The 12,757-nt window shown below is 51.6% G+C and carries 9 protein-coding genes; 1 reads left to right on the top strand and 8 read right to left on the bottom strand.

Features of this window, described 5'->3' with window-relative positions:
- Window positions 1-46: 46 nt before the first annotated feature.
- Both DXD92_RS10000 and ispG read right to left on the bottom strand, forming a co-directional pair.
- On the bottom strand, window positions 47-4,636 hold the full coding sequence (locus tag DXD92_RS10000) for a PolC-type DNA polymerase III (protein WP_117509873.1): 4,590 nt from the start codon (window positions 4,634-4,636) through the stop codon (window positions 47-49).
- A gap of 20 nt (window positions 4,637-4,656) precedes the next feature.
- Entirely contained in the window at window positions 4,657-5,712 is a 1,056-nt protein-coding gene (ispG, locus tag DXD92_RS09995) for a flavodoxin-dependent (E)-4-hydroxy-3-methylbut-2-enyl-diphosphate synthase (protein WP_117509872.1), read from the bottom strand.
- A 168-nt stretch (window positions 5,713-5,880) separates the two neighbouring features.
- Between ispG and DXD92_RS09990 the strand changes: the two genes are divergently transcribed.
- Window positions 5,881-6,468 carry an AAA family ATPase gene (locus tag DXD92_RS09990; protein ID WP_117509871.1) on the top strand — a complete coding sequence of 196 codons (588 nt, stop codon included), beginning with the start codon at window positions 5,881-5,883 and terminating at the stop codon, window positions 6,466-6,468.
- Window positions 6,469-6,549: 81 nt separating this feature from the next.
- On the opposite strand, the gene DXD92_RS09985 is transcribed toward DXD92_RS09990, so the two are convergent.
- The 6 genes from DXD92_RS09985 to DXD92_RS09960 form a co-directional block, all read right to left on the bottom strand.
- Window positions 6,550-6,903, bottom strand: a complete 354-nt coding sequence (locus tag DXD92_RS09985) for a hypothetical protein (RefSeq protein ID WP_022462665.1) — start codon at window positions 6,901-6,903, stop codon at window positions 6,550-6,552.
- A gap of 3 nt (window positions 6,904-6,906) precedes the next feature.
- On the bottom strand, window positions 6,907-7,908 hold the full coding sequence (locus tag DXD92_RS09980) for an ABC transporter ATP-binding protein (RefSeq protein WP_022462666.1): 1,002 nt from the start codon (window positions 7,906-7,908) through the stop codon (window positions 6,907-6,909).
- Window positions 7,908-8,939, bottom strand: coding sequence for an ABC transporter ATP-binding protein (locus DXD92_RS09975; protein ID WP_022462667.1), 1,032 nt, complete (start codon window positions 8,937-8,939; stop codon window positions 7,908-7,910). Before DXD92_RS09975 ends, DXD92_RS09980 begins: the two co-directional genes overlap by 1 nt.
- Before the next feature lie 18 nt (window positions 8,940-8,957).
- Window positions 8,958-9,875: an ABC transporter permease gene (locus DXD92_RS09970; RefSeq protein WP_022462668.1), complete on the bottom strand. Its 918-nt coding sequence runs from the start codon at window positions 9,873-9,875 to the stop codon at window positions 8,958-8,960.
- Window positions 9,876-9,885: 10 nt separating this feature from the next.
- Window positions 9,886-10,842, bottom strand: a complete 957-nt coding sequence (locus tag DXD92_RS09965; RefSeq protein WP_117509869.1) for an ABC transporter permease — start codon at window positions 10,840-10,842, stop codon at window positions 9,886-9,888.
- A gap of 115 nt (window positions 10,843-10,957) precedes the next feature.
- Window positions 10,958-12,709, bottom strand: a complete 1,752-nt coding sequence (locus DXD92_RS09960) for a peptide ABC transporter substrate-binding protein (RefSeq protein ID WP_118640485.1) — start codon at window positions 12,707-12,709, stop codon at window positions 10,958-10,960.
- Between the last annotated feature and the right edge of the window lie 48 nt (window positions 12,710-12,757).

The following is a 12,757-nucleotide window of genomic DNA, read 5'->3' as shown; positions in this document are numbered from 1 at the left end:
TATACCCCAAGACGCACGGGATTGCAACGGAAAGGGGACGCTCCTTTTAATAGTCGAACAGCGAAAACTGATTGCTTTCGGGCAGATCTCCGAAGACACCGAGGTCCGCCATAAAGTCGATAATCGTCTTGCTGACCTTGGTGCGGTCGCGGAAATCATCTTTCGAGAGGAATTTTCCGTTTCGTGCCGCAAGGACAACGGCGTCGGCCGCCTTGTCGCCCAGACCCTCGATCGAGTCGAGCGCCGGCATCAGATGTTTGTCATCGTAGACCTGGAAGCGGTGCGCCTGTGCCTTATAGAGGTCCACCGGCACGAAATCGAAGCCGCGGGCGTACATTTCCTGGACAATCTTCATATCCTTGACGGTTGCCTGCTCCTTCTGAGTCAGCGTGTCTTTCCGTTTTTCGTAATCTTTCATATAATATTCCAGCCGGTCGCGTCCCATGCACATGAGCTCGTAGGAGAATGCGGACGCACGAATGGAGAAGTACGCCGCATAGTACGCCAGCGGATAGAAAATTTTATAGTAAGCGATGCGGTACGCCATCATGACGTACGCCGCCGCGTGGGCTTTCGGGAACATGTACTTGATCTTTTTACATGACCAGATGTACCAGTCCGGCACATCGTGGGCCTTCATCTCCTCTTCCCACTCCGGTTTTAAGCCCTTTCCTTTTCGCACACTCTCCATGATCGTAAAGGAAAGCTCACTTTCGAGTCCCTTGTCGATCAGGTAGATCATGATATCGTCCCGGGTACAGATGGCGGTGGAAATCGTCGCCTTGCCCTCCTCGATCAGGGTCTGCGCATTGCCGAGCCATACGTCGGTTCCGTGCGACAGACCGGAGATACGGATCAGGTCAGAGAACGACTGCGGCTTCGTGTCCAGAAGCATCTGGATAACGAAATCGGTACCGAACTCCGGCACGCCAAGGCATCCAAGCGGGCAGCCGCCGATGTCCTCCGGCTTGATGCCGAGCGCCTCGGTGCTCTTGAACAGCGACATGACCTCCGGGTTATCGAGCGGAATCGTCTGCGCATCAAGATGCGTGATATCCTCGAGCATACGGATCATGGTCGGATCATCGTGTCCGAGAATGTCGAGCTTTAAGAGGTTGGCATCAATGGAGTGGTAATCGAAATGGGTCGTAATAATGTCGGTTGTCATATCGTTCGCCGGATGCTGCACCGGGGTGAAGGAGTTGATGTCCTCACCGAACGGCAGAACGATGATACCGCCCGGGTGCTGGCCGGTGGTACGGCGGATGCCGGTGCATCCTTCCACGATACGGTCGATCTCGCAGTTCCGTTTGTGCTGGCCGCGCTCTTCGTAATAGTTCTTCACGTAACCGAACGCTGTTTTATCCGCCAGCGTACCGATGGTTCCCGCACGGAACGTCTGACCGGCGCCGAAAATAACCTCTGTGTATTTGTGCGCCTTACTCTGGTAATCACCGGAAAAGTTCAGGTCGATATCCGGCTCTTTGTTTCCCTTGAATCCAAGGAACGTCTCGAACGGAATGTCAAATCCGGCTTTTTTCAGCGGCTTGCCGCAGTTCGGGCAGACGGCGTCCGGCATATCGCATCCGGCACGGCCGACGTACTCTTTGACGCGCGGCGAATCGAACTCGCTGTAATGGCACGACTCGCAGTAGTAATGCGGGCTCAACGGGTTTACCTCCGTGATTCCCGCCATCGTCGCAACGAACGAGGAACCGACGGAACCACGCGATCCTACGAGGTAGCCGTCCTCGTTCGACTTCCACACTAGTTTCTGTGCGATGATGTACATAACGGCATATCCGTTGGAAATAATGGAGTTCAGCTCCCGTTCGAGGCGCGCGGAAACGATCTCCGGCAGCTCCTCGCCGTAGATTTCATGCGCGCGGTCGTAACAGATTCTCCGCAGTGTCTTGTCGGAATCCTCGATGACCGGCGGGAATTTTCCGGCACGGATCGGGGAGATTTTCTCGACAAGGTCGGAGATTTTGCGCGGATTGGTGATGACGACCTCCTCCGCTTTCTCACTTCCGAGATACGAAAACTCTTCAAGCATCTCCTCGGTGGTGCGCAGGAACAGCGGTGCCTGCTCATCCGCGTCGTCAAAACCTTTTCCGGTCATGATGATGCGGCGGTAGATCTCGTCCTGCGGATCCATGAAGTGGACGTCGCACGTTGCCACAACAGGCTTATGGAACTGCTCGCCAAGTTTGACGATGCGCCTGTTGATCTCCTTTAAATCCTCCTCGCTCTCTACGGCAGAAACGTCCTCTTTTTTGATCATGAACGCGTTGTTGCCGATCGGCTGGATTTCCAGATAATCGTAGAAGTCCACGAGACGCGCAATCGCCGCATCCGGTTCACCGCGCAGGATTGCCTGGTAGAGTTCGCCCGCCTCGCAGGCAGATCCGATCATCAGACCGTCCTGGTATTTCAGGTAGACGCTCTTTGGCAGCTTCGGCCGGCGGTTGTAGTATTTCAGGTGGGATTCCGACACGAGGCGGTACAGATTGACACGTCCCGTCTCGTTCTTTGCCAGAATGATCGCATGGTACGATGGAAGCTTGCGCACAGCCTCCTCCGATACTTTTCCCTGCGCATTCAGATCATCCAGAGTCAGAATATTGCGCTCCTCCAGCATTTTTACGAATTTCACGAAAATTTCCGCCGTACAGCCGGCATCGTCCACCGCACGGTGATGGTTTTCCAACGATACGCCGACCGCCTTCGCAACGGTATCCAGCTTGAAACGGTTCAGGCCCGGCAGCAGGAAACGCGCCATGGCGACGGTGTCCGCCGTTGTAAATTCCCGCTCGATCCCCTGCAGGACGCAGTTGTGCTCGATAAAGCTCATATCGAACGAAGCATTGTGGGCAACCATAACGGCTCCCTCACTGAACTCCAGGAATTTCGGCAGCACCGTTTCGATGTCCGGCGCGTCAAGAACCATGTTGTCGTTGATGCCGGTCAGATTCTCAATCCGGAACGGGATCGGGACTTTCGGATTGACGAAGGTGGAAAACTTATCGACAATCGCTCCGTTTTCCACACGGACGGCGCCGATCTCAATGATTTTGTTGACAACCGGGGAAAATCCCGTCGTCTCGATATCGAAAACAACGTAGCTTCCGTGGATGTCCTGTCCTTTGCTGTTGACAACGATATCTTTCAAGTCGTCGACGAGATAAGCCTCCATGCCGTAGATGACCTTGAACGGAGCCGAAACTTTTTTCAGCTCATCTTTTGTCGCATCCGGGTGCTCTGCCTGGTATTTTTTCCGGTAAGCGCCGTCGATCGCCTCGATCGCATGGTTTGCCTCCGGGAAGGACTGCACCACGCCGTGATCGGTGATCGCGATCGCCGGATGGCCCCACTCGTAGGCACGCTGTACCAGACGGGCAGCATCGGTGACACCGTCCATATCGCTCATCTTTGTATGGCAGTGCAGCTCCACACGCTTCACCGGACTCGTATCCTGACGGCCGGTACGGAAATCGGTGATCTTCTTGATGCCCCAGACAGACATAACCGTCAGATCGTGGTCAAATGCATCAACCGTCGTTTTTCCTTTTACTTTAATGAACGCGCCTTTTTTGATCGCATCCTTTAATTCCGGCACTTCCGCGTTCTGGACGAAAATCTTGACGCCGATGGTATCTGTAAAGTCGGTGATCGTGAACATGAAAATCGTACGCTCATTCCGGATTTCGCGCATATCCACACTCTGGACTCTTCCTCGGATGACAACATCACCGATCTCATCGCCGATTTTCAGAATCTCCACGCTCTCATCCTCGAAATCTCTTCCGTACAGCACATCCGGATTGGAGGATTTGCGCGGCTGATTGTCCGCATTCCGGCCGAAACTGCCCTTGCCTTTTTTGAAGGAACCGCGTCCGCCGCCGGAAAAACCTTTTCCCCTTCCGCCGTCTGCTGCTTTTTCTTTTTTCGCCTCGCCGTCCTTGGCTGCTGCGGCTGCTTTTGGCTGTTCGCCTGCTGCTTCCGCCTGCTCTTCCATCCGGTTCTGCTCTTTTTCGCCGAGCATCTCACCGTAATGGGTATGCGCCAGAACGTGGCGCACTTCCTCCCGGATGCGGAGCTCGGAATTTCTCATGGCGCGGCTCTCGCCCTCCGGCTTTCTCATCTCGGTTTCCACGATCAGGTCGAAGCCGCACCGCTCACAGAAGATTTTCTCGAGAATGTGGACCAGCTCCTCCTCGCGCTCCTTTGCCACAACGGAATCCACGAGCACCAGGTGCATTTTGTTCGTCTCCGGGAAGGTAATCTCGGCAGTCGAAAACAGATGATTCAGAAAGACACTGTGGTTTTTCAGCTCGAGCAGGATACTCGGACGGTACACCTCCAGAAAGTTTTCCGGCGTATACTGGCGCGACAGATAGAACCGCTCAATAATCTTCACGCGCAGCGGCACGTTGGAAAAGAGCTGCTCCTCGATCTGGCGCTCCAGCTGATAAATATATTTTTTGTGAATCCACTGATGGCTGACCACATAGATCCGCAGCAGATCTTTTTTCTTATTGATCGATACCCGCGAAACCTCCACGGTATCGAGAAGCTCTGCCATGCCCCCTTCGATTCTCAAATCCGGAAATACTTCCTGAAACTGTTTTTCCATTCCTATTCCTGCTTTCTTTTCTACTTGCCCCAGTGATCCAGCTCGTCCTTTAAGACGGACAGCAGCTCGCTCTCCGGTACTTTTTTCACGATTTCACCTTTTTTAATTAAAATGCCGACGCCTTTTCCGCCTGCAACACCAAGATCCGCCTCTTTTGCCTCGCCCGGTCCGTTGACCACGCAGCCCATGACGGCAACCTTGATATCAAGATCGTAGCCCTGCACCAGTGTTTCCACCTGGTTTGCCAGTCCGATCAGATCAATCTGGGTCCGTCCGCAGGTCGGACACGATACGACCTCAATGCCGCCTTTTCGAAGTCCCAGGGTCTTTAAGATCCGTTTTGCGGATTTGATTTCCTCGAGCGGATCGCCGGTCAGGGAAACACGGATCGTATCTCCGATGCCCTGATATAAAATAATACCGAGCCCCACTGCCGATTTGATGTTGCCGGAATACAGCGTTCCTGCCTCCGTAATGCCGACATGAAGCGGATGATCCGTCTGGTTCGTGATCAGCTCATGCGCTTTTGCACACATCATCACATCAGACGATTTGATACTGATGACGAGATTGTCATAGCCCATCTCCTCGATGATCCGCACTTTGTCGAGCGCGCTCTCCACCAGGCCCTCTGCCGTTACGCCGTTGTATTTTTCCACCAGCTCTTTTTCGAGTGAACCGCTGTTGACGCCGACGCGGATCGGAATCTGGCGTTCTTTTGCTGCATCTACAACCGCCTGGATCCGGTCGCGGCTGCCGATGTTGCCCGGGTTGATGCGGATTTTATCGGCTCCGTTTTCGATCGCGGCGATCGCCAATCGATAGTCAAAATGAATATCTGCTACAAGCGGAATCGAGATCTGCTTTTTGATCTCGGACAGCGCCCTGGCTGCCTCCATGGTCGGGACGGCGCATCGGATAATGTCACATCCGGCTTCCGTGAGCGCCTGGATCTGCTTTACGGTTGCCTCCACATCTTCTGTTTTGGTATTCGTCATGGACTGGATCAGAATCGGATTTCCGCCTCCGATGACCCGGTCGCCGATTTTCACAACTCGTGTATTTGCTCTGCTCATTGTCTTTCCTCCATTTATTTTCTCCGTGATGGCATAAAAATCTTATTTTATTATAAGACAATTTTTTCTCTGGCACAACCGTCTTTTCTCTTGCAATTTTTTCCCAAATTTTCTATAATGCTAGGAGTGATTTTTTTTGATTCAACTGGAAAGGAAGACATACAAACGATGAAAAAGATGATCCTCGTAACCTCGCCGCCGGCGTGCGGAAAGACATACATTTCAAAACAGCTCGCCAAGGAGCTGAAACACGTTGTTTATCTCGACAAGGACACGGTCATTCCGCTGTCGAACCGCGTTTTCAAAGCGGGCGGACAGGAAATCAACCGCAGTTCTGATTTCTTCGAGGAGAATATCCGCGATTATGAATATGAAGTAACGGTCAATTTCGGACTGGAAGCACTCGAGTATGACGATATTGTGCTGATCAACGCACCATTCACACGCGAAGTGCATGATGAGAAGTTCCTGAAAGACTTCTCCAAAAAGCTCGCTGACCATGGGGCAAAGCTTGTTGTGATCTGGGTTGTCACAAAACCGGAGATCTGCCACCAGCGCATGATCGACCGCAACTCCGTGCGCGATACGTGGAAGCTGGAGCACTGGGATGAATATGTGAAAACGATCGACTACTCCATCCCGGAAGCACTGAAGAAAATGAGCAGCTGCCTCGATCTGATGCTGTTCTACAATTCTTCGGATGAAGAATATCAGAAATCCATGGAGATGGTTATCTCCCGTCTCGAAGACGAATAACGACTAAACGAAAAAAGAGAATTTTGCCGGACCTCATTTTTACAGTCTGCAAAATTCTCTTTTTATTTATAGAAACTATTTTCACATCCGATACAAAAGATAATCCGCCGCTGCCGCCCACAGCACCCAGGAAACGCAGAGAACTGCGAACACACTCTTATATCCGAGTACGGCAAAGTGGACGCGCCATTTTTCCTTCTGCGTGAATTTCTCCGGGTTTTTGCCTTTTACCATCAGCATTCCGGCGATCACGAACATGCCGAGGGCCGCGATCAGCAGCAAGCCGTCTTTCGCCGCCTCAAGGGCAGCGCGGAACGTGAATCCCCCAAAGAGGAATCCTCCCAGCAGCAGCACAGCTGCCGCAGCGCCGCCGGAGAGCAGGCCGATTGTAAATGCTCTGCCGAGATCACAGCAGATGTTCTTTATCTTTTCCATGTTTTACAATTCCTTATTTTCTTCTAACGCATCACAGAAATGACATGCCACAAAGTGATTGTTGCCCACGTCTTTTAATTCCGGCATCTGCTGTCGGCAGATGTCTTTTGCGTACTTGCATCTTCCCTGGAATTTGCAGCCCGGCTTCGTGTTGATCGGGCTCGGCACCTCGCCTTCGAGGCGGATTTTTTTGCGGTCGCGCTCTGCCTCTACTTTCGGGTCCGGAATCGGAATCGCGGAGAGCAGTGCCTGTGTGTACGGGTGGCGCGGGTTGGCGTACAGCTCCTCGGATGTCGTCAGCTCGACGAGCGTTCCCAGATACAGAACCGCCACACGGTCGGAAATATGTTTGACCATCGACAGATCATGGGCAACGAAAAGATAGGTCAGTCCCATCTTTTTCTGCAGATCCACAAGAAGATTGACGATCTGTGCCTGGATCGAAACATCGAGTGCGGAGATCGGCTCATCGAGAACGATGAACTCCGGCTGCACGGCAAGCGCACGCGCAATACCGATTCGCTGGCGCTGTCCGCCGGAAAACTCGTGCACAAAACGGTTCGCATGCTCGCGGTTCAGTCCGACCAGTTCCAGATATTTGTAGATCATCTCCTGGCGCTCTTTCTTATTCTTTGCCAGATGGTGAATGTCGATGCCCTCGCCGATGATGTCGGCAACGGTCATACGTGGGTCGAGTGATCCATACGGATCCTGAAAGACCATCTGTACCTGTTTTTTGAAGGCAAACCGCTCTTTTCCGTTTAACGCATGGACATCGGTTCCCTTGTAGAGCACCTGTCCGTCGGTCTTGTCATACAGGCCGATGCAGGTACGGCCGCACGTTGTCTTTCCACATCCGGACTCGCCAACCATTCCAAGTGTCTCACCCTTGTAAATTTCGAAGGAGACATCATCCACGGCCTTTAAGGTCGCATGGTTTCCGACCTGAAAATATTTTTTCAGATGGGAAACGGAAAAAAGCACTTCTTTTTCGTTATTTTCCATTACAGTTCTCCTCCTTCCAGATTTGGCATTTCTACTTTTGGTGCCATCGGGTGATGGAGCCAGCAGGCAGCTTTATGCTCGCCGCCGAATTCCGTTGCCTCCGGCATCTCTTCCTTACAGATCGGCATACAATAGCTGCACCGCGTGCAGAACGGACATCCGACCGGCGGGTTTAAAAGATCCGGCGGAGTTCCCGGAATTGTCGCGAGTTCCTGCTTGTTTTTCAGATCCAGACGCGGTACGGAACGGATCAGCGCCCAGGTATACGGGTGACGCGGACGATAGAAAATATCCTCACACGTTCCGCTTTCCACGATAATACCGGAATACATGACAGCAATCTTCTGTGCGATATTCGCCACAACACCAAGATCATGTGTGATCATGATAACGGACGTCTGGTTTTTCTTCTGCAGATTCTTGATAATATCGAGAATCTGTCCCTGAATTGTCACATCGAGTGCGGTCGTCGGCTCGTCACAGATCAGAATTTTCGGATCACAGGCAAATGCAATCGCGATCATAACACGCTGACGCATACCGCCGGAAAATTCGTGCGGATACTGTCTGACACGTTTTTCCGGCTCCGGGATGCCGACCATGCGCAGCATCTCGACAGCCTCCTTTGCCGCTTCCTGTTTTGTCATGTTTTTGTGGCCCATCAGATTTTCCATAATCTGTTTTCCGACACGCATCGTCGGATTTAAGGAAGCCAGCGCATCCTGGAAAATGATTGCACACTCGCCGCCTTTGTAATGCTGCCACTGTTTTTTGTTGTATTTCAGAATATTCTCTCCATGATAGAGAATTTCACTGTTCTCTTTAATCTCACCCTGCGGGGCCTTGATGAGGCCCATGATGGATTTCGCCGTTACAGATTTTCCGCAGCCGGATTCGCCCACAATTGCGAGCGCCTGACCTTTCTCGAGAGAAAACTGTACACCGCGGACTGCCTTTACTTCACCGGCATAGGTGTGATAAGAGACTCTTAAGTTTTTTACTTCCAGAATCGGATTGTTTTGTTCGTTCATATCGTTATCTCCCACTTATTACTGGCGAAGTCTCGGATCCAGGGCATCGCGCAGGCCGTCTCCCAGAAGGTTGAATGCCATAACGATGATACAGAGCACGAGACATGGGAACAGAAGCTGTGACGGATAGAAATCCATGTTCTGCTGTCCCATCGAAATCAGGACACCAAGGCTGATCGATGGTGCCTTGAGGCCGATGCCGAGGAAGCTAAGACCTGCCTCCGTAAAAATAAACATCGGGATTGCCGTCGCCGTATCCAGAATCAGGATACCCAGCATATTCGGTACATAGTGTTTTAAGATGATGCGGAGCGGTTTTGCACCGAGCACCTCCGCCGCGTAAACGTATTCCGTCTCACGGAGCTGTTTGATCATACCGCGCACCTGACGTGCCGTGTTACACCATGCGGTGACACTAAGCGCGACCAGAAGTGCAAACAGGTTATTTCCAAGAATCATCATGATCAGAATCGTAAGAAGCAGAGACGGAATCGAGTTGATAACCTCGATGATCCGCATCAGAACCTCATCGACCCAGCCGCCGAAATGTGCCATCAGCGCGCCATATACCGTTCCGATGATGAGTTTGATTGCCGTTGCAACGATCGCGATGATCAGTGATGCCCGCGCGCCGACCCAGACTCTTGAGAAGAGGTCACGTCCCAGGTTGTCGGTTCCAAACCAGTATTTTGACGATACGCCCTGGTTTTTCTCGGCGATATTCATGGATACATAATCATATCCTTTGATATGCGGTCCGATGATGACCATGACAAGCAGAATACCGAGCACAACAAGAGATCCCATTGCGATCGGGTTTTTGCGGAGCCGTCTCCAGGCGTCCTGCCAGTAGGAAATGGTCGGGCGGTCAATCCGGTTCGCATCTTCCTCGGTGTATCCTATTACTTTAAATTTTTCCGGTGTTAATGCTGCCATAATATCCTCCTTATCTGCTCTTTCCTGTCAGACTGATTCTCGGGTCAACGACCACGTACAGCAGGTCCGTGATAAAGAGAACACCGATGTAAAGTGCTGCGATAATAACCGTCTCTCCCATGATAATGGAAAGATCCTGGTTATTGACCGCCGTCACATAATACTGTCCGATTCCCGGGATGGAAAAGATGCTCTCGATGAAGAAGGAGCCTGTGATACACATGGCAACCGACATCGGAAGCTGTGTGATAACCGGGATAAACGAGTTCCGAAGGATATGGCGGCGGATAATCTGTCCGCGGCTTAAGCCCTTCGATTCAGCAGTCAGCACGTAATCCTGATTGATCACATCGAGCATCGAGGTTTTCAGCAGACGCGCATACGTTGCGATATAAGAAAAGCATCCTGTCAGGGTCGGAAGAATCGTGTATTCCCATCCTCCGAACCACAGATCCTTTCCCGCAGGCCAGCCGATCGTCGGCAGAACCTTCAGGTTACCTGCGAAAATTTTCTGAAGCATCAGACCAAAGATCAGGTTCGGAATGGAAATCAAGAGGACCGACAGGGCGATCACCATATAGTCCCAGAAGCTTCCCCTCCTCATTGCCGCAAGAATTCCAAGCAGCAGACCGATCGTGATACCGGCCAGCACCTGCTGGATACCAAGGCGGGCGGATACCGGAAGACGGTCATGAATCAGCTTCTGTACCGTCTGTCCCGCATAGACAACAGATTCCCCGAACTCTCCCTTGCAGATTCCCTTCATTGTGATCACATAGCGCTCCATCATCGGCTTGTCGAGGCCGTAGCGCTTATAGAGGTTTTCCTTTACGGTCGGCGAGAGCTTGCTCGCACGCTCCGTCAGCGGATCTCCCGGAACCGCTTCCAGAAGGAAAAACGTGGCCGTTGCAATCAGAAACAGTGTGATCAGCATTTCCGCGAAACGGCGCAGTAAATATTTTGGCATAAAAATCCTCTCCCTGTCCGGTCTTTTTCGACCGGAATTTTATTATGATAGCGAAAGAAGAGCCTATTGTTTCATAAGCCCTTCTTCCCTCATTTCTTCTGTTTTGCTGCTTTTTTTATTTCTCTACAGTTGCTCTGTAAAGCTCCTGGCTTGCGCCGAAGGAGGATGTGTAGAAATCTTTTACCCAGTTCTGATAATAGTAATGTTTATCAGAGTAGTACAGCGGTGCAACACCACAATCCTGTGCAACCAGCAGATCTTCCAGCTTCTGGTAAATCTCAAGGCGTTTTGCGTTGTCGTTCTCTCCGGTCAGAGAATCGATCAGGCTGTCGTACTCGCTGTTGCTATAGAGGCCGTAGGAATCATAAACGCCTGTCTTCATGATGTTCAGGAAATCCAGCGGATCGTTGTAATCGCTGAACCATCCGCCTACAAAGATATCGTAGTTCTTGTTATCGCGCTCGTTTGCAAACATCTGGTAATCGCCAACGGTATTCAGCTCTACCTTTACGCCCAGATTCTGGGAAATGGACTGCTGCAGGTACTCTCTCTCGAGCTGATTCTCGGTAGCAGAACCCTGGGACAGCAGTGTAATGGTGATGTCTTCCGGTTTATCGGTGATACCAAGCTCATCAAGGCCTTTCTGGAACAGTGCTTTTAACTTGTCTGCATCTCCTGCATACTGCTCATATTCCTTTTTCATCGTCTCCGACGCCTGCTTGCGGTAGGAAGTTCCGTCGAGCGTGATCGCCGGGGAAACGAAGCCGTAAGCTGCGGTGTATCTTCCGTAAACAGCTGATACCATCTCCTCACGGTTGATGGAGTAGGAAATTGCCTTGCGGATGTTTACGTTTTTCATCAGACCGGATTTTCCGCCCTCAGACTGCTCGTAGCACAAAACCATAGTTCCCGGGTACTCGGTGGTCATGGTCTGCATATTGCCTGCTTCTACTTCTTTGTCATATTTTGCAATGTAATCGCCTGCTGCATCGAAAACGTCCAGCTGTCCGTTATCGAACATGGTTGCTGCTGTTGCGTTCTCTGCTACACAGTACCAGTTTACCTGATTCAGTTTTACGTTGTCCTTATCCCAGTACTGGTCATTCTTTACCCATGTCATGGAGTTATCTTCTACCAGGTTGGTCATGGCAAACGGTCCGTTGTAGACACACTTTGTCCAGTCTTTTCCCCACTGGTCTCCGGCTGCCTCTGCGACATCCTGACGGGTCGGGTAAAGCGGAGTTGCTACCAGCTTGGACTGGAAGGTCGGATCCGCTACCTTTAAGGTAACCTCGAAGGTGTAATCGTCAACTGCTTTGATTCCGATCTCATCGGCAGAACCCTGTCCGTTATAATACTCCTCTGCTCCTACTACGTTAAACAGGAAGAAAGAATAGGAATATCCGTATTCCGGATTTAACAGACGTTTCCAGCCGTACTCATAATCTGCTGCGGTAACCGGCTGTCCGTCGGACCATTTTGCATCCTTTCTCAGATGGAAGGTATAAACCAGTCCGTCGTCGGATACGTCCATGGATTCTGCACCGGCGTACTCGAAACGGTCTCCGTTCTCATCTGCTACGTCACGCATCAGTCCTTCGTAGCACTCTGCCATCATCCAGCGCCATCCCATATCCTGTACATCGAAGTTGTTTCCAAAGGATACCGCGCGAAGATTGATCTGTCCGTCCACTTCACCTGCAGTCTCCGGTGCTGCAGAATCCGCTGCTCCAGTACTGGTTGATGCCGCTGTAGCATTGTCAGCAGTTGCTACCTGTGCCTCTCCGCTGCTTCCGCATCCGGCCAGAAGACCGGCTGCCATGCATCCTGCCAAAAGCAGAGAAACGACTTTGTTTCTTTTTCTCATTGGTGTTCCTCCTTTGTTTTCCGCAGACCCTCCCCGGCTGATCCGGCT

The organism is Blautia sp. TM10-2 (assembly GCF_003480845.1).
GTDB classification, from domain to species: Bacteria; Bacillota; Clostridia; order Lachnospirales; family Lachnospiraceae; genus Fusicatenibacter; species Fusicatenibacter saccharivorans.
This window is presented reverse-complemented; position numbering and strand designations above follow the sequence as displayed.

Bases quoted from the DNA above. Each gene is read 5' to 3' on its own strand.
- DXD92_RS10000 (WP_117509873.1), bottom strand. From the start codon at position 4,636: ATGGAAAAACAGTTTCAGGAAGTATTTCCGGATTTGAGAATCGAAGGG.
- ispG (WP_117509872.1), bottom strand. From the start codon at position 5,712: ATGAGCAGAGCAAATACACGAGTTGTGAAAATCGGCGACCGGGTCATC.
- DXD92_RS09990 (WP_117509871.1), top strand. From the start codon at position 5,881: ATGAAAAAGATGATCCTCGTAACCTCGCCGCCGGCGTGCGGAAAGACA.
- DXD92_RS09985 (WP_022462665.1), bottom strand. From the start codon at position 6,903: ATGGAAAAGATAAAGAACATCTGCTGTGATCTCGGCAGAGCATTTACA.
- DXD92_RS09980 (WP_022462666.1), bottom strand. From the start codon at position 7,908: ATGGAAAATAACGAAAAAGAAGTGCTTTTTTCCGTTTCCCATCTGAAA.
- DXD92_RS09975 (WP_022462667.1), bottom strand. From the start codon at position 8,939: ATGAACGAACAAAACAATCCGATTCTGGAAGTAAAAAACTTAAGAGTC.
- DXD92_RS09970 (WP_022462668.1), bottom strand. From the start codon at position 9,875: ATGGCAGCATTAACACCGGAAAAATTTAAAGTAATAGGATACACCGAG.
- DXD92_RS09965 (WP_117509869.1), bottom strand. From the start codon at position 10,842: ATGCCAAAATATTTACTGCGCCGTTTCGCGGAAATGCTGATCACACTG.
- DXD92_RS09960 (WP_118640485.1), bottom strand. From the start codon at position 12,709: ATGAGAAAAAGAAACAAAGTCGTTTCTCTGCTTTTGGCAGGATGCATG.